The organism is Chryseobacterium sp. X308, from assembly GCF_020733145.1.
GTDB lineage: Bacteria > Bacteroidota > Bacteroidia > Flavobacteriales > Weeksellaceae > Chryseobacterium > Chryseobacterium cupriresistens.
Genome location: NZ_JAJFZH010000009.1, coordinates 115,552 through 139,116, shown reverse-complemented (window position 1 = coordinate 139,116; position 23,565 = coordinate 115,552). Strand labels below are relative to the sequence as shown.

General features: G+C 37.3%; 12 protein-coding genes, 1 tRNA gene and 1 pseudogene. 7 read left to right on the top strand and 7 right to left on the bottom strand.

All coding sequences use genetic code 11. From position 1 onward, the window contains the following. Positions 1–51: 51 nt before the first annotated feature. Both LIV57_RS12165 and LIV57_RS12160 read right to left on the bottom strand, forming a co-directional pair. Complete coding sequence (locus LIV57_RS12165; protein ID WP_227942787.1) at positions 52–831, bottom strand: LytR/AlgR family response regulator transcription factor; 780 nt, start codon at positions 829–831, stop codon at positions 52–54. After that, on the bottom strand, positions 828–1,772 hold the full coding sequence (locus LIV57_RS12160; RefSeq protein WP_227942786.1) for a sensor histidine kinase: 945 nt from the start codon (positions 1,770–1,772) through the stop codon (positions 828–830). Before LIV57_RS12160 ends, LIV57_RS12165 begins: the two co-directional genes overlap by 4 nt. Before the next feature lie 239 nt (positions 1,773–2,011). Between LIV57_RS12160 and LIV57_RS12155 the strand changes: the two genes are divergently transcribed. The 6 genes and pseudogenes from LIV57_RS12155 (at position 2,012) to LIV57_RS12130 (ending at position 15,119) form a co-directional block, all read left to right on the top strand. Further along, a complete protein-coding gene (locus tag LIV57_RS12155; RefSeq protein WP_227942785.1) occupies positions 2,012–2,398 on the top strand; it encodes a hypothetical protein in 387 nt (128 codons plus the stop codon). A 135-nt stretch (positions 2,399–2,533) separates the two neighbouring features. Continuing rightward, a pseudogene (locus LIV57_RS12150) lies at positions 2,534–6,881 on the top strand (CusA/CzcA family heavy metal efflux RND transporter). Positions 6,882–6,883: 2 nt separating this feature from the next. Continuing rightward, on the top strand, positions 6,884–8,038 hold the full coding sequence (locus LIV57_RS12145; protein WP_227942784.1) for an efflux RND transporter periplasmic adaptor subunit: 1,155 nt from the start codon (positions 6,884–6,886) through the stop codon (positions 8,036–8,038). Positions 8,039–8,080: 42 nt separating this feature from the next. Continuing rightward, a complete protein-coding gene (locus tag LIV57_RS12140) occupies positions 8,081–8,545 on the top strand; it encodes a heme-binding domain-containing protein (protein WP_227942783.1) in 465 nt (154 codons plus the stop codon). Positions 8,546–8,620: 75 nt separating this feature from the next. After that, on the top strand, positions 8,621–11,128 hold the full coding sequence (locus LIV57_RS12135) for a cation-translocating P-type ATPase (protein ID WP_227942782.1): 2,508 nt from the start codon (positions 8,621–8,623) through the stop codon (positions 11,126–11,128). A 1,027-nt stretch (positions 11,129–12,155) separates the two neighbouring features. Beyond that, positions 12,156–15,119 carry a response regulator gene (locus tag LIV57_RS12130; protein WP_227942781.1) on the top strand — a complete coding sequence of 988 codons (2,964 nt, stop codon included), beginning with the start codon at positions 12,156–12,158 and terminating at the stop codon, positions 15,117–15,119. Positions 15,120–15,200: 81 nt separating this feature from the next. On the opposite strand, the gene LIV57_RS12125 is transcribed toward LIV57_RS12130, so the two are convergent. The 3 genes from LIV57_RS12125 to LIV57_RS12115 all read right to left on the bottom strand — a co-directional run bounded on the left by LIV57_RS12125 (position 15,201) and on the right by LIV57_RS12115 (position 18,365). Further along, positions 15,201–15,272, bottom strand: a tRNA-Arg gene (locus tag LIV57_RS12125). 407 nt (positions 15,273–15,679) lie between these two features. Next, positions 15,680–17,110, bottom strand: coding sequence for a S41 family peptidase (locus tag LIV57_RS12120; protein WP_227942780.1), 1,431 nt, complete (start codon positions 17,108–17,110; stop codon positions 15,680–15,682). A 145-nt stretch (positions 17,111–17,255) separates the two neighbouring features. After that, positions 17,256–18,365, bottom strand: coding sequence for an epoxide hydrolase family protein (locus LIV57_RS12115; protein WP_227942779.1), 1,110 nt, complete (start codon positions 18,363–18,365; stop codon positions 17,256–17,258). A gap of 343 nt (positions 18,366–18,708) precedes the next feature. Between LIV57_RS12115 and LIV57_RS12110 the strand changes: the two genes are divergently transcribed. After that, positions 18,709–19,350: an NAD(P)-dependent oxidoreductase gene (locus LIV57_RS12110; RefSeq protein ID WP_227942778.1), complete on the top strand. Its 642-nt coding sequence runs from the start codon at positions 18,709–18,711 to the stop codon at positions 19,348–19,350. Positions 19,351–19,497: 147 nt separating this feature from the next. On the opposite strand, the gene LIV57_RS12105 is transcribed toward LIV57_RS12110, so the two are convergent. Together LIV57_RS12105 and uvrA are read right to left on the bottom strand one after the other, a co-directional pair. Next, positions 19,498–20,265, bottom strand: coding sequence for a methyltransferase domain-containing protein (locus LIV57_RS12105; RefSeq protein ID WP_227942777.1), 768 nt, complete (start codon positions 20,263–20,265; stop codon positions 19,498–19,500). Positions 20,266–20,353: 88 nt separating this feature from the next. Continuing rightward, the gene (uvrA, locus tag LIV57_RS12100) at positions 20,354–23,146 is read right to left on the bottom strand and encodes an excinuclease ABC subunit UvrA (protein ID WP_227942776.1); all 2,793 of its coding nucleotides are present in this window, start codon (positions 23,144–23,146) and stop codon (positions 20,354–20,356) included. Positions 23,147–23,565: the final 419 nt, after the last annotated feature.

Genomic DNA, 23,565 nt, shown 5'->3' with positions numbered 1-23,565 from the left:
ATTTTATAAAGAAAAAAAAGGGTCAACCGACTAAATCCGGGGGTGAAATTGTTACTGATCCATCCATTTTCGAAAAGCTGGTGCTTTTGCTTTACTTATAAGTACTTGTTCCTCCGGAGCAGGATGTATTATAACGGATAACCTTCCATTGAAAAAATACTCAATAGAATCAATAGCCTTCTTATTAATTATAAATTGACGATTGGCACGGAAAAAAAGCTCCGGGTTCAGTTGCTGCTCAAGTTGTTCTAAAGTATATTCTACAATATATTTTTGTCCGTTCTCCAGCTGGGCATATACCATTTCATTGGAAGTTTGAAACCAATAAATTTTAGAAGCTTCAACAGGAATCAGCTTTCCGCAGTAATGGATAAGAAATGTTTTTTTATAACGACTCACAGAAGATTTTAGCTGTTGTAATAAGGCAAGTAGTTTTGATTGTTCCAGACCATTATCAGTAGCAGTCAGCGTTATGTATTTCAGTAAAGAACGGTTGATTTCTTCTTTATCAAAAGGTTTTAAAATATAACCAATACCATTATTCCTGAAAGCTTCCAATGCATAACCATCATAAGCTGTCACAAAAATAACGGGTTTCAGGATAAGAATCTGCCGGAAAATTTCAAATGAGAGACCATCCGAGAGATGGATGTCCGAAAATATAAGATCATAGTGATCCTCGTTTGAAGAAAGCCACAGTACTGACTCCCGGACAGTTTGTAAAATGACTGTAATCTCAAAACCAGAATTGATTTCTTTTAAAATAAACTCAAGATCTCTTGCTGTGGCAGCCTCATCTTCAATAATTACGATGCGAAGTTGTTGGCTCATAATAAGGGTAGTTTTACAATAAAATATTCTTTTGTTGTATGAATTTCTATCTCATGTTGTATTTGCAGCTTGTATCTTTCACCCAGATTAATTAACCCAAGTCCAGTACCTTCCGTCTCATGAGGTAAAGGCTGAAGATTGTTTCGGACAACCAGACTGTTGTTTTCATTATAAATATCAATACACAAAGGTTGTGAAATTGTAGCAATATTATGCTTAACCGCATTTTCAACCAATGGCTGTAAGGATAAATGCGGAATCTCCCGCTGTAAAGTCTCCTGGCTTATGGCGATGTTGATTTGGAAACTATTTTCAAGACGCATGCTAAGCAGCTGGGTATAGGAAGAAAGATGCAGAAGTTCCTGATTGATAGTTACCAAATCATTACCCGTGTGTACCAATGTGTATCGGAAAACTTTAGACAGATGTACAATATAGGATTGTGCCTGTTGGGGATTTTCCCGGACAATGGCAGACAGACTGCTGAGGGTATTGAAAAGAAAATGAGGATTAAGTTGCTCCTGAAGCTGTCTGAGCTGGGCCCGAAGATAGGCTGTTTGCAGTTGCTCATTAATCTGGTCCTTATTTCTGCTCTCCCGCATCAGCAGAATTAGCCGGATGACTACAGCAATCATAATGGTACTGAATAAAAACCTGGCAAAATATCCTCTGATCATAGTCCCCGGAAGATGCACTGCACCGAAAAATATATAATGGATAGTACTTCCGGCAATAAAAAAAACAGCAATAAGAAAAGTATTTGCCAGATAGAACCTGATCCATTGTCTGTTTTCTCTGAATATGCCAAAAAATCTGTCGCGGGAAAGATTAAAATAAAACAGCAGAAGACAAAATACGAAATTGTAAAGAAACTGAAAACTATATTCCCAAATATTGAAGTGCCAGTAGCGGGCAATAATTCCATTCGTGTTAAGTGCCATGAGTTTAGCTGAATTGACTACTAAAGTAATCAATAGTGAACTGTAAAAATATATTTTTCCTTCGTTTTTAATCATTTATGCAAAGAAAATAAATATTAAGTTTAATATGATGAAATAAAATGCTAAAGCTGGAAAATTAAAGGATGAACTGACTGCTTTGCTTCAGAAATCTTTATTATGAGCTATAGAACCTGTTATTTAAAATCATTCTTAATGAAAAAAGTTTTAATTTTGATAGAGTGAAAAAGCTGATTTCTATATTGTTATTAACATTGTATTTGGTTTCTACAACCGAACTGTATCAGCTTTTGAAAATGCCGCTCCTCATTGAGCATTATATTCAGCATAAAAGCCTGAACTCTGAAATGTCATTTACTGCATTTCTGAAAACCCATTACGATCATCCTGTGAAAGACAGTGACCATGATCAGGACCAGAGATTACCTTTTGTATCACATGCAAGCCTGCTGTCTGTGGTTTTCACTATTAATTCTTCCTTAGATTTTCATTGTATAGAGAAAGTATTTACTCCTATTGATATCAAGAAGACTTTTTACAAAAGTGCGCTTTACAATAAGGAAATTCTTAATTCTATCTGGCAGCCGCCAAGATTTCTTCAATCTTAATCTGTTTTTCTCAGTCATTTTTTGATTGGGAAGGTATTCTGTTTTTTTTAATATCTGTATGTAATACGGATGCATTAATCTATGCGTCAGAATACCGGAATTTTATTACGATAATTAAGATTAATTAATCATTATATGCTTACAAAAATCATTGAGTTTTCTGTAAAGAATAAACTCATTATTGCATTGTTGGTATTGGGACTTATTGGTGTAGGTGCCTATCAGGTTACCAGACTGCCGATAGATGCGGTACCGGATATTACCAACAATCAGGTACAGGTTATTACCACGGCGCCATCTTTTGGTGCAACAGATATAGAACGGCTTGTTACTTTTCCTATAGAGCAGGCCAATAACAATATTTCAGGATTAAAGGAGATCAGAAGTTTCTCGAGGTTTGGACTCTCTTTAGTGACCATTGTCTTTGAAGATGATGTTGACATTTACTGGGCGAGGCAGCAGGTTGCCGAAAGACTTCAGCAGATACAGGCCGTTATTCCGCAGGGAATAGGAAATCCACAGCTTGGGCCTATTTCTACAGGGCTTGGTGAAATTTTCCAGTATGTAGTAAGACCTGAAAAGGGATACGAAAAAAAATACAATATCACAGAACTCCGCACCATTCAGGACTGGATTGTAAGGAGGCAACTTTTGGGAGTAAAAGGAGTGGCAGAGGTGAGCAGCTTCGGAGGCAAGCTGAAACAATATGAAATTGCTGTAAATCCAGACAGGCTTAATGCCTATGGAATAACAATCAATGACGTATTTGATGCATTGCAGGCCAACAATCAGAATACAGGAGGTGCCTATATTGAGAAAGGACCTACTGTTCTGTACATAAGGAGTGAAGGGTTAGTAGGAAGTATTGAAGAAATCAAAAATATTTCTATTGCGACAAAAACAAATGATGTTCCGCTGTTTATACGGGATATTGCTGAGGTAAAGCCGGGGTTTGCTACGCGTTATGGAGCCATGACTTTTAATGATGAGGGAGAAGTGTCAGGTGCTGTAGTAATGATGCTCAAAGGTGAGAACAGTAATCAGGTTATAAAAAATGTAAAGGAAAAAATTGCCCAGATTCAGAAATCGCTTCCGGAAGGAGTGGTAATAGAGCCTTTTCTGGACAGGACCAAAATGGTGAACAATGCCATAGGAACAGTAGAAAAAAACCTTACAGAAGGGGCATTGATTGTGGTTTTTGTACTGGTTTTATTTCTTGGGAATATAAGAGCAGGGTTGCTGGTTGCCTCTGTTATTCCTTTGGCGATGCTTTTTGCAATATGTATGATGAACCTCTTTGGAGTCAGCGGAAATCTGATGAGTCTTGGAGCTCTGGATTTCGGGCTGATTATTGATGGAGCAGTGATTATTGTGGAATCTGTTTTACATCAGTTTAGTCATAATTCAAAATTTAAAAAAATATTCTCTGTCGGAAAATCAGAAATGGACACTGTCGTTATAGAATCTGCAGGAAAAATGATGAACAGCGCCGTTTTCGGACAGATTATCATTCTGATTGTCTATCTCCCGATCCTTACCCTGCAGGGAATCGAAGGCAAAATGTTTAAACCGATGGCCCAGACTGTAGCTTTTGCACTCCTTGGTGCATTTTTGCTTTCCCTGACCTATGTTCCGATGATGAGTGCGGTACTGCTGAGAAAAAGAAGCGACAAACTAACGTTATCAGACAGAATGATGAAAAAGGTAGAGAAGATTTACCTGACAGTTTTGCTAAAACTTCTCAGAATACCCAAAATAGTTTTTGGTGCAGTAGCAGTCTTATTTATAACCGCTGTTTTCATTTTATCCAGAATGGGAGGCGAATTTATTCCTTCTCTTGAAGAAGGTGATTTTGCAGTAGATACAAGAGTTTTGCCCGGAAGTAATTTGACGACAACTATCGAAAGTACCCAGAAAGCAGCACACATTCTCAAATCCAGATTTCCCGAAGTGGAAAAGGTGGTAACAAAAATTGGAAGCGGAGAAGTCCCTACCGACCCGATGCCTATGGAAGCTTCTGATATGATGGTTATTTTAAAGGATAAAAAAGAATGGACTTCAGCATCTACCTTTCCGGAATTAGCTGATAAGATGGGTAAACAGCTGCAGGATGTACCAGGAATTACGGCCAGTTTTCAATACCCTGTTCAGATGCGTTTTAATGAACTGATGACCGGGGCAAGACAGGACGTCGTGATCAAAATTTTTGGGGAAGACCTTGATATACTTTCCCAAAATGCCCAGAAGCTCGGGAAGATTATAGAAACAGTGGAAGGAACCCAGAATCTCTATATAGAACCTGTTTCGGGAATGCCGCAGGTAATCATTGAATACAACCGTCCTCTGATCGCTCAGTACCATTTGTCTGTTTCGGACATCAACCGTGTCGTAAATACCGCATTTGCGGGGCAAAGTACCGGATTGGTTTTTGAAGGTGAAAAACGCTTTGATATGGTCGTACGTCTGGATAACAAAGACAGGAAAAATGTGACCGATATTAAAAATCTTTTGGTTCCTACACCGTTTGGAAATCAGATTCCGCTGTCTCAGCTTGCTAAAGTGGAAGTGAAGAATGGTCCCAACCAGATTCAGAGGGAAAATGCCCAACGAAGAATTGTAGTAGGTTTTAATATCAAAGGCAGGGATGTTCAGAGTATTGTAGAAGAACTTCAGCAGAAGGTAGATCAGAAGATGAAACTTCCTACAGGATATTACATGACGTATGGAGGTTCGTTTGAAAACCTCAATAATGCCAAGCAGCGTCTCATGATAGCAGTTCCCATTGCTCTGGCCCTTATTTTCGTCATGCTTTTCCTGGCCTTTAATTCCGTTAAAGAAAGCTTGTTAATTTACACTGCGATTCCACTTTCTATTATTGGTGGTGTATTTCTGATGGCACTTAGAGGAATGCCTTTCAGCATCAGTGCGGGTGTGGGATTTATTGCGCTCTTCGGAGTGGCAGTGCTCAATGGAATTGTGCTGATTTCAGAGTTCAACCGTCTTCAAAAGAGAGGAATTAAAAATATTGTAAGAATCATTATAGATGGTGGAGAATCGAGGCTTCGTCCGGTTTTGATGACGGCTTTTGTTGCTTCATTAGGATTTATTCCGATGGCGGTCAGCAACGGAGCTGGAGCAGAAGTACAAAGACCTTTGGCCACAGTGGTTATCGGGGGGCTGATGGTCGCAACTTTTCTTACCCTGTTTGTCTTACCATTATTGTATGTAACTATTGAAAAAGGATTCAAAAATGAAAAAAATAAAAAATAAAAAACAGATTTCCGTTCTGGTCTTTTTTATATGTTTCGGTTTTGTGGGGAAGGTAAACTCCCAGACTTCCGTTACATTGCAGGATGCTGTTGATATTGCTTTGAAAAATAACAGAAATATTAAAAATGAAAAACTAAAATCAGAATATACGAAAGCCCTTATCCGATCATCATCTGACATTCCTCAGACTGGAGTAACGGTAGATTACGGACAGATCAACAGTGCACTGACGGATATGAAATTCGGAATTTCACAGAATATAGCATTTCCGACTGTATATAAAAAGCAGAAGAATGTATACACGGAAGAATGGAAAAAGTCTCTGCTGAACGTTTCTCTTAAGGAATATGAACTGAAGAAAGCGGTGAGTCTTACTTTTTATAATATCCTGTATGCGAAACAAAAAGAAAAGCTGCTTCAGGAAACATTAAAGCTGTACACTGATTTTCTCAATAAGGCAAATAACCGTCTGAAAGCAGGAGAAAGCAATATTCTGGAAAAAACTACGGCTTCCAATCAGAAATCTTCTATTGAAATTCAGCTGAAGCAATTGCGCCAGGAGCTTACTGTGCTGGGATATCAGCTTCAGTGGCTTTTAAATACAGAAACAGATTTTCTTCCTGAAGATCAGAAAATTTACCATGGAGGTTTTAAAGAGGAGCTTAGCTTGCATCCGGCTATTAAAGTATTACAGCAAGAGAAAAATATTTCTAAACAGCAGATTGCCCTTGAAAAAGCAAAAATGCTTCCCGGACTTCAGCTGGCCTACAACCTCAACAGCTTCAAAGGGATGGGCGCAGATGATAAAGTGTACAACGGTACACCACAGTTTCATTCTGTACAGCTTGGAGTTTCAGTTCCTGTTTTTTCCGGAGGGCAGAAAGCCAGAATTCAGGCCGCAAAAATTGCTGAATCTGTTGTGGACAGTGATATTGCCAATATGGAATTCAACCTGCAGAATCAATACAGAAAGGCATCCGGAATTTATCAGGCTAATCTTGACATTGTTTCACAATATGAAAACTCAGAATTGAAAAATGCCGATATCATCACTGAAACAGCCAAAAAACAGTTTCTTGCAGGAGAAATCAATTATCTGGAATTTGTCATCCTGATCAATCAGGCGGTTACTTTAAAAAGCAGCTATACCGATGCAGTCTGGAAACTGAATCAGAGTGCTATAGAGCTGGAATATCTTACTTTAAATCCATAACAATGAAACATACATTTAAAATTATATCATATTCCCTGTCAATAATTGGATTACTCATGTTTTATGAGTGTAAAGATAATAGCAAAGCAGAGCCGGAATCTGCAGCGATACATTCCAAAAACGAAAACGTAGTAACGCTTACCGATGCTCAGCTGAAGAATGCACCCGTAGTAACGACAGTACTCTCTATGCAGAAGATTTCCTCCGTTTTAAAGCTGAACGGAATGATAGATGTACCGCCCCAAAATCTGGTTTCTGTCAGTATTCCTTTAGGCGGATACCTGAAATCGAGCAGCCTGCTTCCGGGAAAGCCGGTGTCAAAAGGACAAGTCATTGCTGTGATAGAAAATCCACAGTTTATTCAGCTTCAGCAGGATTATTTAATGGCAAAGTCTAAAAATCATTTTGCCCAATTGGATTACAACCGTCAGAAAACCCTTAACCAAAGCCAGGCCACCAGCGATAAGGTAATGCAGCAGGCTCAGTCTGAAATGAACAGCCAGAAAATTCTGATGAACTCCCTGGCTCAGCAGCTACGTCTTATCAATATTAATCCTGAATCTCTCAATTCGGGAAGTATTCAGAAAAGCGTACCGGTTTACAGCAGTATCAATGGCTTTGTAAGCAAAGTCAACGTGAACATCGGTAAATATGTCAATCCTTCCGATGTTCTTTTTGAACTCATTAATCCGGAAGATATTCATCTTAATCTTAAAGTATATGAAAAAGATCTGGCTAATCTGAAGAAGGGGCAAAGATTTGCTGCGTATACCAATACTGAACCCGATAAAAAATACTACGGTGAAATTCTGCTGATCAGCAAAGATGTGAGCCCGGGCGGATGGGCTGAAGTACACTGTCATTTTGAAAAATATGACCAGAGCCTTGTACCGGGAATGTATATGAATGCAGAGATCGAAACCAGTACTTCTTTTTCCAATGCTGTTCCTGAAGAGAGTATTGTCAATTTCGAAGGAAAAGACTTTGTCTTCGTTGAAGAAAAGAAACAGACCTACCGATTGACTCCTGTAACATCAGGTGAAACAGAAAACGGATTCGTACAGATTATGAATACTGACGATTTTAAGAATAAAAAAATAGTCATCAAAAATGCATATACACTTCTTATGAAACTTAAGAACACTGCAGATGAATAAAAATTATAGTAAAATAAAAAGACTTATAAATAAATACAAATTATGAAAACATCATCTTTAATAAAATCAGGAGCAGGATTTATTGTCCTGTTTCTGATTACAATTCAGTTTTTTGATACTGATAAAAATATAGCGGCAGCTCCTTCAGAAAATGCTATTGAAAAGCATTACCAGGTTCCGGATCATATACAGGGATTATTAAAAGCAAGCTGTTATGACTGCCATTCCAACACCACGGCTTATCCGTGGTACAATAACATACAGCCTGTAAAATGGTGGCTGGCAGATCATGTGAACTCAGGAAAACGGCATCTCAATTTTGATGAATTTAACAGCTATCCAAAAGAGAAAAAATTAAAGAAACTTGATGAGGTTGCAGAAACCATCAGGGAGGGTGAAATGCCCCTTACATCCTATACCGTTCTTCATCAGAATGCAAAGTTGTCTGATACCCAAAAGTCAGAAATAGAACAGTGGGTAAAAGAAACCAAAAAACAGATTGAGTAGCAGGTTGTTAAAAAAAGAAATAGTATTCTGATATAACAAAAACAATCAGTAAATTTAATATCATATCCATATCGTATGAATTACAATATACCGGAAAATTTGAAGGGACTTACAGAATCTGAAGTAACCGCTTCCAGAAAAAAATACGGATATAACCGTCTCGAAGCGGTTAAGAAAGAATCATGGACAGATCTTCTTCTCAACATCCTGAAAGAGCCGATGCTGATTCTTCTTATATGCGTTTCCTTCATTTATGTACTTACAGGAGATTATGGCGAGGCTTTATTTATGTTTGCTGCTATTGTTGGAGTTACTGCAATTTCTTTTTATCAGGATAACCGGAGCAAAAAGGCACTGGAAGAACTTGAAAAATTGAATGAACCTTTAAGTAAGGTAATCAGGGATTCAAAGATTATAGATATTCCTACTTTTGAAATAGCAGTCGGAGATCTGTGCATTACCGAAGAAGGAAAACTCATCAATGCAGACGGAAGAATTGTTCACAGTAACGATTTTTCTGTCAATGAATCTTCCCTTACGGGCGAGAGCTTTTCTGTTTTCAAGGACAGCAGATCCGAAGATAACAGAGTCTACAGCGGAACAATCACTGTGTCCGGACTTGCCGTTTTTGAGGTAGAGAATATTGGAAAAGAAACTAAAGTAGGAAAAATAGGACAGTCTATACTCAATATAAAAGCAGAAATATCTCCTTTACAGCTTCAGATCCGGAACTTTGTAAAGGGAATGGCTGTTATCGGAGTCATTATCTTTCTTGCAGTATGCATCTTCAGTTTTGTTAAAACAGGAGATTTTGTGACCAGCTTACTCAGCGGACTCACATTGGCAATGTCTGTTCTTCCTGAAGAAATTCCCGTAGCCTTTACAACCTTTATGGCTTTGGGGGCATGGAAACTGATGCGGGAAGGAATTATCATTAAACGAAGCAGTATTGTAGAAACCCTGGGAAGCGTTTCCGTAATCTGTACTGATAAGACAGGTACGATTACTGAAAACTCCATGAAGTTGAAACATCTTTATGACTACCGTTCCGATAGAATTTATGAAGAGCCGGAGTTTGGAATAACAGCGCTGCATGAGCTTATTGATTATGCGATGTGGAGTAGTGAGCCCGTACCTTTTGATCCCATGGAAATAACACTGCATAAGGTCTATGAGCAGGCCCGGAAGCCTGACCAAAGAAAAAATTATCAGCTGTTTCATGAATATCCGCTGGAAGGCAAGCCGCCGATGATGACCCATCTTTTCGAAAATGAACAGGAAAACCGCATAATTGCAGCTAAAGGAGCTCCGGAAGCCATCATCAGTGTTTCCGATCTTTCAGAAGAAGAAAAAAACAAAATAAGAAAGTTAATAAAGAATTTTGGAGAACAGGGATTCAGGGTTCTTGGTGTTGCCAGATCTCATTTTGAAGGAAATGATTTTCCGGATAAACAGCAGGATTTTAAATTTGATTTTTTAGGATTGACCGTATTTTATGATCCTCCCAAAAAAGGAATAAAAGAAGTATTTAAACATATCTACGATGCCGGTATTAAAGTAAAAGTCATTACAGGAGATAATGCGGATACTACCAAAGCCATTGCATTGCAGGCAGGAATAGAAAACAATACTCCGCCAGTTAATGGAAGTGAAATAGCAGCATGTTCAGAATCGGACCTTATAAAACTTTCTGAAGAGACTACTTTGTTTACAAGAATGTTTCCGGAAGCAAAGCTCGAAGTGGTTTCTGCCTTGAAAGCGCAGGGCCATGTAGTGGCCATGCTGGGGGACGGAGTGAATGACGGCCCTGCTTTAAAAGCGGCTCATATTGGAGTGGCAATGGGAAATAAAGGAACTGAAATTGCCAAATCAGCCGCAGCACTGGTCATCACCAATGACGATCTGGATAAGCTCGTAATTGGGGTTGCTGCAGGAAGAAGAATTTATGCCAATATAAAAAAAGCGGTCCAGTATATTATTTCTATTCATATTCCTATTATACTCACCGTTTCTTTACCTTTATTTCTGGGCTGGGTATTTCCCCATATTTTTACTCCGGTGCATGTGATTTTTCTGGAACTGGTTATGGGGCCGACGTGTTCCATTGTTTATGAGAATGAACCAATGGAAAAAAATGCGATGCAAAGGCCTCCGAGACCATTGACAGATACTTTTCTGAACTGGAGAGAGCTCACAATAAGCATAATTCAGGGGATCATCATTACCGCAGGAATATTATGGCTGTATCAGTACTCTGCCAGCCACGGAAATGGTGAAGCTAAAACCAGAGCACTCGTTTTCACTACGCTTATATTTTCCAATATACTGCTGAGTCTGGTGAACCGTTCTTTCTATTACAGCATGGTGGAGTGTTTTAAGAACCGAAACGTCCTGCTTGCCGGAATTTCAGTATTGGTTGTAATTTTCCTTCTGATTATTCTCTATGCAGCTCCTGTTTCCGGGTTTTTCAGCGTAACCGCTCTCAGCATAGAAGAACTTGGACTGGCACTGCTCACTGCTTCAGTTTCCGTACTGTGGTTTGAGGTTTATAAATTCATAAAAAGACTTTATTTTAGGAAATAATCTATAATAAGAAAATAGAATTTAGATCGTATGCAGGAAATCAGATATGGACATTATACAAAGTCTGTAGGAATGAGTTCAGATATTATTTCTCTGAATCTCAGATTCAGGTAACTGATGGATATAGTAATAAATATAAACTGTTTGAGTTCCTTTTTACAAAAAATGATTCAAACAGTTTTTGTTTGGATATAATAAACATCCATAATCATTTAGTAATTTGTTTAAAATTAAGATCAATCTTTCAACTTTGGAATTTACAAAATCATTTCAGCAGGATGGAAGAAGAATGGCCTATCCGTATATGTACAGAGTTTTAACAAACAGTACAAAAATATTGTACATTTTCAACACCTCAACATCAAACAAAATTGAGAATTATTACCAACAATATCTACACTACTGAAATTTTATATCTACAGAATTACTTTGTTATTACCTTAATGATCATTGTAGATTTGTTCCATCATAAGTACTAATGAAACCTTGCAGCTTACGTTGAAAGCATTTAAATAATTTAACATTAATAAACGTCCATATATTAATAAAAAGATAACATATTTTATGTTATATTGATTTGATTTTTCCCCGGAGAGATCCGGGGATTTTTCTTTTCATAACTTAGGGTAAAAATCAACTATAGAAGTAAAAGAAATAGCTTTTTAGCAAATTAATGACCGAAAATGGTAAGATGTTGGGAACTGATTTTTAATAAAACTACGATGTCCGGGAAATCATTTTCATTTACTCTCCAAAATTTACGTTAAACTTTTGAGCTGATCGCAAAAGTATTACAAGTATAAAAATTTTATTTTTTAATCGAATATCTCACGTAATCATGTTTTTTTAAAATAAACACCAATGGAGAAAGATGATATACAAAGTAAACTTTTATAAAAATTGATAAACCCATCTTTAACAATTTAATTATACTCATTTTCCAACATCTGCTGACAAATTTTTAAATTAATTTGTTAATATTATAAAATGATCTATTTTTAGTATTTTATTACCAAAATACGATTAAATGCCAAAAAAAATTATTAGAAATCTTCAAATTGGAGTGGTAATTTCTTTGATGCTTCTGATTGCTAGTTCCATAGCATCTTATATCAGCATACATAAGCAGATGGAGAATAGGAAAGAGTTGTTAAAAAATAAGGAATCTATAAGCTTGGCAAAAGATATCTTAAATACTCTTTTAAATGCTGAAACGGGAAATAGGGGATATCAGCTTACCGGCCGGGAAAATTTTCTTGAACCTTTCAATAAAAGTAAGGATGAATATCCGCTTCTTGTTTCGAATATAGATAGGCTTAATCTTAAGAATAAAGATCAGATTAATGTCCTAAATGAACTTCTACATGCTTCGGAAATGATGATGAAGGAATATTTCATGCTGATTGAGAATCGTAGAAAGGGAATATTAATGAGTCCGGAAGAACTTTTACAAGACAAGGAGGCTATGGACAGATGCCGCAGGCTCGTTCAGAAATTTGTAAAAAATGAGGAAGTTCAACTTAACATCAAAAATGAAGATTTGAATAAATCTTCCAACTGGACTGTTTTGTTCATCATTTTTTCTTCCATTGCAGCGATTGGTGTCACCGTTTTTGTCTATTTACAACTAAAATCTGATCTTATTCGTCGTGGTAAGTTAGAAAAAGATCTGTCTTACACTAAGGAAATGCTTGAGGAAACAGGCTCAGTAGCCCAGGTGGGAGGCTGGGAAGCCAATATGAAGACCGGAAAGCTTTTCTGGTCTCAAAGTACTAGAGAAATTCATAAAGTAGAAAATAATTTCCAGCCTACTTTTGAAAATGCCCTTGGATTTTACAAAGGAAAAAGCAGGGATAGAATAAAATATCTTTTTAACAGGGCAATACAACAGGGAATTCCTTTTGATGAGGAGCTTCAGCTGTTGCGTAATGATGGCGCTACGATCTGGGTAAGAGTAAAAGGCATTCCCGAATTTGAAGGTGATAGTTGCAAAAGGGTTTTCGGAATCATTCAGGACATTGATGCCTTCAAAAAAATGTTTCTTGAAGTTACCCGAAAGGAGGCTATAATGCAGTCTTTTGCCACTGATGTTCCTGTTCCTTTGGCTATGTTTGATAAAGACCTTAACTATATTGCTGTAAGCAGCAGATGGAGAGAGGAATTTAACATGAATGATATAGATCTTATCGGTAATAATCTTTTCACAATATCACCTAATATTCCCGAAGAAGGAAAAGAGATCTATAAGAATGCGCTGTTGGGAAAAACGTACATCAACGGTGATTTTACGTTAAAGGTGGAAGGAAAAGAAGAAATTCAGCATTACGACCTTAAAGTGGGACCTTGGTATCTTACAAAAGATGAAGTAGGTGGTGTCATTATTTCCATACAGAATATTACCAATGCTGTAAAGATCAATGAAGAACTGAAAAATGCCAAAGAAACAGCAGATACAGCCAGCCAAGCAAAATCCGAATTTCTTGCCAATATGAGTCATGAGATCAGGACTCCTTTAAACGGAGTTATAGGTTTTTCAGACCTTCTCCTCACGACACCGCTGAATGAAACACAGATGCAATATCTGAATTACATCAATGAGTCTGGGGAAAATCTTCTTAGCATCATCAATGATATATTGGATTTTTCTAAAATAGAATCCGGAAAAATGGAGCTCTTGATTGAAAAATGTGATGTTTATGATATGCTGAGCCAGGTGATCAATGTGATTATTTATCAATCCCAGAAAAAAGATATTGAACTTCTGCTCAATATTGAGCCGGGTCTACCGAAAATACTTTTTATGGATGAAGCAAGATTAAAACAGATCCTGATCAACCTTCTTGGGAATGCTGTGAAGTTCACAGAAAAGGGAGAGATTGAGCTGAAAGTTGAGAAATTGCGCATGGATGATCGTACTATTGCTTTGCGCTTCTCGGTAAGAGATACTGGGATTGGCATCCCTGTTGAGAAACAAAAATACATTTTTAACGCCTTTACACAGGAAAACAGTTCCATCAGTAAACAATATGGTGGCACGGGTCTGGGACTTACGATTTCAAACAATATCCTGGGATATATGGGAAGCCATTTGTCGCTGAACAGCGTAAAGGAAAAAGGTTCTGTATTTTTCTTTGACATTGAGATTCCTTACGAGATCCCTCAATTGAGAGATGAGGAGGACATAACTATTAAAACAGCCTTAGTGGTTGATGATAATGAAACCAACAGAATCATTCTTGAGCACATGCTTACCTATAAAAATATCAAGTCTACCTTGGCTTCTAATGGGATGGAAGCCTTAGAGATCCTGTTGAAAGGTGAGCGCTTCGATGTGATCCTGATGGATTATCATATGCCTGTTATGTCCGGATTGGAAACAATAGATAAAATAACAGGACTGTTCAATCAGCGAAATGAGACTTCTCCATTTATAGTACTTTCTTCTTCTTCTGAAGAACTGGGCATACTTAGTTCAGTTAGAAAAATAGAAAATGCACATTTATTATTGAAACCCATCAAATCTCATGATCTATACAAAACTTTAAAAAAGGTAGACCAAAGTTATACGGTAAAAATTAATAAGGATCAGTCTGAGAAAACTTCGCATGTATTTGACTCGGAATTAGAAGTGCTTTTGGTTGATGATAACGTGGTGAATATGGTCTTGAATAATAGAATAATGAGATCTCTTGCACCCGGTATACATCTAACGGAAGCAGTCAATGGGCTGCAGGCTTTGGAAGAATGCAGGAAAAAACAGTTTTCCATTATTATGATGGATGTACAGATGCCGGTAATGAGCGGTATTGAGGCAACACGAAATATTAGAATGCTTCCGGGGTATGAACATATACCAATCATAGGTGTTACAGCTGGAAATGTGCTGGGTGAAAAAGAAAAGTGCCTTGAAGCCGGAATGAATGATTTCCTTCCCAAACCTGTAAAGCAGGCGGACCTTCTTGAAGTACTCAAAAAATATATTATTGTTTAGAAATTATGAAAAAACAGGGCTTGATTTCTTATTAAAATAGAAAGGAAATAAAATAATGTATCGCGCTGTTTGGCAAATTTGTAGCCCCACCAGGAATCGAACCTGGATCTAAAGTTTAGGAAACTTCTATTCTGTCCATTGAACTATGAGGCCGGGGTTTGACTCATAAAAATACAAATTATTTAATAATCAATAATGAATGCAGAGAATGGAGACTGGGGCAAAGATGTTTGTACCGTTTTGTACATTTTATAGCAAATATGCGAAAATACTTCTATAAAAGGATGTAGGATAAAAGAATCTGCCCTTTAGAGGCAGATCCAGTAGATAAATACATCTCATTTTTTTAATTAGACAACAATAAAAAGCACAGCCGACAATGCTGTGCTTAAATTTTTATTTCAAATTTAATTGCAATTTCAAGAGTAGTAAGAAAAGCAAATAAAGTTTCCACTTCGATGTTTATTACATAGTAAATGTAGTAATTATTTTAATACGAAATATGAATTAAATGTTAAAATTCACATGTTATCCACATTTTTTTGTGGATAAGTCTGAAACTAATTTAAAATCCAGGCTTTAGCAGCCTCCAGATCCATATCGTGGCCTTCTTTGGATTCTACCGGAACGTCCGGATCAATTTTCCCGTAGTAGACTTTCCCGTTTCGGTCCATTTCATAAGAAGAAGCCAGAGCAAAGCTTTTACCATCGCTTAACGGATAAATACTATTGGCCGAAGTATAGCCCGCAGATGGTTTTCCAAAGAGTTTTACATTGCTTTTTCCAATAAATGCAATTGTTGTAGCTTCTCCTGAACTGGCGGTGCTTGGACCTATCAGAACTGCAATTTTAGATTGTCCGCTTTTAAGATTATAAGGTTCTGTAATTTTATTGGAACCAAACTTCCTGTCTTTATAAATCCATGGAGTTTTTTTATCCTTATATACAAAATATCCCAAAGTTCCTTCTCCAATCAGACTTCCGAGACCTCCGATCATAGGATACATATTTCCTCCTGTATTGCCTCTCAGATCTACAATCCAGCCTTTAATCGTATTTTCAGAGTCCAGCTTTTTAATCATATTGTGAATCTGCAGGGCAAAATCATTTCCAACTTCTGTGTTGACGGAACCAAAGCCGGGAACAGAAATATAGCCAATATTCTGATCAATCAGTCTGGAATCAGGCTTTGCCTCATTGGTGTTGCTTTTCTTTTGTTTTTCTGAACGTTCTTTGCCGGAAATAAATGAATGGTTATCACCGACCTGTCTTAGATTTTGTATAATATAGCTCAATGCAGGGTCTGTATCATCTATGGTTTTCATGCCTTTTGAAAGATATTGAAGGTTGGTTTCAATATTTTTCCAGTCCAGTTGGTCTGAAAAGATTGAATTCTTTTTCACAATATCTTTAAACTCCTGAATATATTTTGCAGATTTTTTCGAAGGTTCTTCATTTGAAAATGCAATTCTGTTCAGTTCAAAGTGATCAAACCAAACCGTTCCGTTTCCTGAGAATACGCCTCCAAGAAGAAGGCTTTTTACATTTTTATCAACAGTGAAAATTAAAGAATATTTTGTCCAGTCTTTATTCAATGCAATGGACTTTTGTTGTGACTCTGAGTTTCCAAAGTCAATCATCTGCCCCTTTTCATCCTTCACCTGTGTCCATAGATTGATTTTCCCATTGGTGTTCTGAGATTTTACATAAGCACTGATTTCTATTTTTTGCAATTGTTGAATATCAAGAGGTACTTTTTGAGAAAAAGATTGAAAGTCTTTGGAATGATCAGCCTTTCCTATAAGCTGCATAGAGGCTTTTCCTCCAAAATATTGGGTATAATCTACTTTTCCTTCGTACGAATCTGATTTTTTTATATTCCAGTGATTGGGTAATCCATCGGTCATGTTCTCAAAACCGGCATTTTGTATCTGAGCTTGCACTGAGCAGAACAGAAATGCTGCTATAATCGTGAAGGACAATTTTTCCATAGTTATTAATTTTGACTAAAATAAAAAACTTGCCAACAACTTTATACTCTATTAACAAAATTTTAGTAATGGTTTAGAAGGATTAACATTTTACCATCAAAAAGGAGCTGCAAAAAGGCAGGATCGATTGTAGTTCATGAATTGTTTATGTGACAGAATAAAAAAATGATCTCAGTTCATCTGCAAATAGATGAGGTAATTCCAGAGCGGCAAAATGGCCACCTTCATTCATCTTTTTAAAGCTGGTGACATTCACGAAACGTTCTGCCCATTCTTTCGGAAACTGAGCTTCACGGGGAAATACAAGCACTCCGGCCGGAACATTGCTCTTTTGATGCACATGTGTTCCGCTCCATAAAGTGGCTGCATCTTCCTTATACATTCTGGCAGAAGAACCAATGGTTTGGGTTACCCAATAAATCATAATATTGGTAAGCAACTCATCTTTTCCGCCAAATGCTGTTTCAATCATTTCAGGTGATGCACCCGTATTGATAAAACTTATGATCCAGCCTGCCAGTCCGACAGGAGAGTCATTAAGACCATAGGCCAGAGATTGAGGTTTGGTAGACTGTACCATGGCGTAAGCTCCTTCACTGTACCACCATTGCTGAACAAACTGTGCGAATTTCTGTTCCTCTTCACTCATTGTAGCAGGGTCTTCCTGGCCGGTGGGGTAGCCAACATCTGTAAGGTGAACAGCTTCCAGGGCTTCAGGATATTTTGAAGTCAATGCTTTTACGACTCCCATTCCGATATCTCCTCCGGCAGCACAGAATTTTTCATAACCAAGGACTTCAGTCATCAGTTTTTTCCACAGATCTGCCACCTTCTCACTGCTGACCGCTGTTTTATCAGAAAAGCCAAATCCCGGAATAGAAGGAATAACAAGATCAAAACTCTGTTCACCTTCCGTAAGCAGTGGAATAATTTTATGAAAGCGGTAATAGCTGTCCGGCCAGCCATGCGTAAGGATCAGCGGCTTAGGATTTGAGCCTTTTCCTCTGATGTATTGAAAATGAATCAAAATTCCGTCAATCCGGGTGACATACTGTGGATGCTGATTCAATTGCTGTTCGTGCATCTTCCAGTCGTAATCATTGATCCAATAGCGGGTAAGTTCTTTCAGGTATGTTTCACTGGTGCCGTAGTTCCAGCCGGATCCTTCCATTTCTCCAGGCCAGCGGACATTTTGCAGACGGTTTTTAAGATCGGTTATCACTGATTCGGGGATGTTTACTGTAAATGGTTCCATATTATGATATTTTATTTGGTGTAAGTTTGTTTTATGGAAAATATTGATAGTAAGATAGTTATCAAAGTTAAAAACTTTCTCTTTTAATACATGTTGTCAAAATCATAAATTTTTGATTTTTTTTGAGGGAAAAAATGTAACTTTAATTCATTAAAATCTCGTAATACATATTACTGTGAGTCGGGTTATTTTTTCAACCTGAACATCTTAGGTTCAATTTTCTGAACCCTATACATTTATTATATCATATTTAGAAGCAAAGACATGTGTTATTTGCTGTGTCAACGGTCATTAGCGGTTATTCTGCTTTTGATTACTGATATTTTAATATTAAAAAATCATTATGAAAACCTATAAAATTGCCGTAATCGGCGGTACAGGAAAATCGGGACAATATCTGGTCCGAAAATTACTGGAGAAAGGCTATTCCCTAAAGCTTTTATTAAGACAACCTGAAAATTTTGCTCTTCAAAACCCATTGATAGAAATGATAAAAGGAGATGCAAGGGATGAAACAGCCATTTGTAATTTAATTGAGGGAACTGATCTTGTCATGAGTACTTTGGGACAGCCAAAAGGAGAGAAGTCTATCTTCAGTGATGCTGCCAAAAATATCATCAAAGCAATGAATCATTATGGGAGTAAGCGTTATATTGTAACGACTGGTCTCAGTGTAAATACAGCATCTGATCATAAAAGTGAGCGGGTAAAAATGGCTACAGACTGGATGTATCAGAACTATCCTGAGACAACCGCCGATAAGCAGAAAGAATATGAACTTCTTCTGGAAAGCCATCTGGACTGGACGTTAGTAAGATTACCACTAATTCATCTTACAGAGGAAAGCTTTCCAACGGAGACAAATCTTATAGATTGTAAAGGAGAAAGCATCAGTGCTACAGATCTGGCTGATTTTATGGTTTCTCAGATTGAAAATTCTGACTATATCAGGGAAAGTCCGTTTTTGTATAATCTGAAAGAGTAAAGAATCTATAAAGAAGAAACTGCCACAATCTTGTCATTCTGAATGAAACGAAGTGTAATGAAGAATCTTATATCATTGGTTATTAATGAGATTTTTCCTTCGTCAGAATGACAATTGTGGCAGTTTTTTATTGGGCGTTAAGGTTTTCTATTTTTTGCGGCCATACATCAGGATGCGCTTAAATGCATAGATAGCCGGATATTTTGTAAACCTTTTTGCAATACGCGATTTAAATTCGGAGATGAATTGTTCTTTCTGATCTCCTTCCAGACGTTCTAAATAAGGTAACAATGCAGTTCCTGAAATAAAGGTGTATAAAGCCCCGTGATCATCCGCAATAATAGGGTATACCTTCTGAAATATTTCAATATCCTGAATTCCGTTATCAAATAATATCTGAGCATACTCATCCATTGAAAGCACCGGAGAATCACGGTTGAAATGATTTAACTGGGATGCGTAGGGTTCTTCACCTGCCATTTCTGTCAGAATCTGATTGAGGATATTCTCCTTCTGAACAGGCATTTGAATTGCTAACTGTCCATTCTCTGAAAGTAATCCAATGATTTTAGGAAATAAAGTTTCGTGATCATCAGCCCACTGTAAAGCGGCATTACTGAAGACAAGATCCCATTTCTGATCAGACTTTGCAGCTTCTTCAATGCTCTGAAGCTTAAAATGTAAATGATCGTTTTCAAATTTCTTCGATTTTTCAAGCATTTCTGCTGATGAATCAATTCCTAAGAATGTAGAGCCTGTGAGTTTTTCCGTAAGAATAGAAGTCTGTTCTCCGGTTCCACAGCCTAAGTCAATAGCTTTAATATTGTTTTCAGGCTTGATTAACGCTGCTAAATCATAAAATGGCTTATAACGTACATCTTTGTACTGATCATATAATTCGGGGTTCCAGGGCATAAATAATAATTTTGTAATGGGTTGATAAGTTGAATAAAGATAAGTAATCTCAATAAAAAACCGGCTGTTTAAAAACAGCCGGTTGTATTTATTGTTCCAGTTTTTCTTTGATGTATTTTGCCGTATAGGACTTTTTATTTTTTGTCAGATCTTCAGGTGTTCCTGCAAATACAACTTCGCCACCATGTTTTCCGGCTTCCGGACCGATATCGATAATATAATCGGCACATTTGATGATATCAGGCTGATGCTCAATAACAATCACTGAATGTCCAAGATCAATCAAAGCCTGTAATGACTTCAGTAATTTCTGAATATCGTGGAAGTGAAGCCCTGTGGAAGGCTCATCAAAAATGAATAACGTTTTATCAGTTGTTACTCCTTTTACAAGGAATGAAGCCAGCTTCACACGCTGTGCCTCACCGCCGGAAAGGGTAGAGGAGCTTTGTCCCAGCTGTAAATAACCTAAACCTACTTCCTGCAAAGGTCTCAGCTTCGTAACTATTTTCTCCTCGTTATTATCTTTAAAGAACTCCAATGCTTCATCTACGGTCATATGAAGAATATCAGAGATGTTTTTCTCATCAAATTTTACTTCAAGGATCTCATTTTTGAATCGTGTTCCTTTACATACCTCACATTCAAGCTCGATATCCGCCATAAACTGCATGGAAACATTGATCACTCCTTCGCCTTTACATTCATCACATCTTCCGCCATCTACGTTGAAAGAGAAGTGTTTAGGCTTATAACCCATCATTTTGGCTACTTTCTGCTTGGCAAAAAGATCACGGATATCGTCGTAAGCCTTTAGATAAGTTACAGGATTTGAACGGGATGATTTTCCAATAGGGTTCTGGTCAATCAGTTCAATGTTTTTGATCAGTTTTTTTGGAAATTCTACAGCATCATAATCTCCTTTTTTACCGCCCATTCCCAACTGGATCTGGATGTCATTGGTAAGAATTTCTTTCATCAAAGTAGATTTTCCACTTCCTGAAACTCCGGAAATGACTACCAGACTTTCCAAAGGAACATCTACATCTATATTTTTAAGATTATTTTGACGGGCTCCTTTAATGTGAATCCATTCTTTTGCTTTTCTTCTTTTCTTCGGAACTTCTATTTCAAGTCTTCCGGTAAGGTATTCTGAAGTAAGTGTACTGGCTTTTTTCAGATCCTTATAATCTCCGGCAAATACCAGTTCCCCACCAAGATAACCTGCTTCCGGACCAATATCAATAATATAGTCCGCTGCTCTCATTACATCTTCGTCATGTTCTACCACAATCACGGTATTTCCAAGGTCACGAAGATTTTTCAATACTTCAATCAGGTTTTCCGTATCTTTAGAATGCAGCCCGATAGAAGGCTCATCCAGAATGTAAATAGAACCTACCAAAGAACTTCCTAAGCTTGTTGCCAGGTTGATTCTCTGACTTTCTCCTCCTGAAAGGGTATTCGATGTTCTGTTTAATGTTAAATAACCTAATCCTACTTTTAATAAAAATTCCAGACGGGTAGTGATTTCGTAAATCAGTCTCTTGGCGACTTCTTTGTCATGATCTGAAAGTTTTAATCCGTTGATCACCGGAGCCAATTCATCCAAAGGAAGTTCAATCATCGACTGGATATTGTGTCCGTCTACTTTTACCCAGCTTGTTTCTTCACGAAGTCTCAATCCTTCACATGTCGGGCAAAGGGTTTTTCCTCTGTAACGGGAAAGCATTACTCTGTACTGGATTTTATAAAGGTTTTCTTCAAGCATCTTGAAGAAATTGTTGATGCACGGGAAATTACTCCTTCCGTCACCTTTCCAAAGGAAGTTTTTCTGTTCTTTTGTTAATTGATGATAAGGTTTGTGGATAGGGAAATCACCTGCTTTTTTGATGAAATCCTTTTTCCATTCGCTCATGGTTTCTCCCCGCCAGCAGACAACGGCATCTTCGTAGATGGATAATGTTTTATTTGGAACTACAAGATCTTCGTCAATTCCGATCACTTTTCCGTATCCTTCACATGCCGGACAGGCTCCATATGGATTATTAAAGCTAAAAAAATGAACGTTGGGCTCAAGGAACTCCATTCCGTCCAGCTCAAATTTATTGGAGAATTCTTTTATCTTCTCAGTATTTGTATTCTTTAATGAACAATATCCGCGTCCTTCATAGAATGCCATTTGAATAGAATCTGCAAGTCTTTGTAAAAAGCTTTCGTCTTCCTCATAGGAGAAACGGTCGATGACAAGATTAATCGTCATTCCTTTTTCCGGAGCAAAACCAAAACTTTCCAGATCTTCAATCCCGGCTACATTTCCATTAATTTCAAGTCTTGTGAAACCTGCCAGCTTTAAAACATTCAGGGTTTCTTTAAAATTGTCTGCATCATATTCCAATGGAGCAGTTAATAGAAAGGAAGTATCTTTTTTTGAAGCCTTGATGAAGTCGACTACATCAGAAACCGAATCTTTCTTCACTTCTTCTCCCGAAACCGGTGAAAAGGTTTTCCCGATCCTTGCAAACAAGAGCTTCATATAATCGTAGATCTCTGTTGAAGTTCCCACCGTAGAACGAGGGTTGGAAGAAATTACTTTCTGCTGGATGGCAATAGAAGGGGCGAGTCCTTTGATATCATCTACTTTTGGTTTTTCTAATTTTCCCAAAAACTGACGGGCATAAGAACTTAAACTTTCAACATATCTTCTCTGTCCTTCTGCGTAGATCGTATCAAAAGCCAAAGATGACTTACCGCTTCCCGAAACTCCTGTAATAACAATCAGTTTGTTCTTTGGAATAAGGACGTCTATATGCTTCAGATTGTTAAGATGTGCATTCTTAACGAAAATCTGCTTTTTTATATCTATTTCTGTTGTGTTAGCCATATTTTGTTTATTCATATAAAGACTGCACAGCATTAAGGCTGTCAGTAATGGTGTTTGGCTACAAATATTCTGTGGCCGGTATCAATTGAACTTTTACATATATCCTGATTCCTCTGAAATCTGTTGCTGCAATTTTTATAAATGCTGGCAAAATTACTATTGAAATAGAATACTTTCATCGTAAAATTAAGACCCACAAAATTACGAAATTTTAGCGAAAAATTTACGCTTATCTTATTGTTAAAAATTGTTATAATGATCGTTACATTGAACAGGTTAAACCCATATTTTGCTTTCAAAACCACCTGAAAAGGTGTATGTTTTGTGGACTTAATTTTATTTTGCTGTTTATTTTACAGTGTTTTATATAATTTTTTAAAATATATTGTGTTTTTTTATTGAACTATTGTTTTATATTG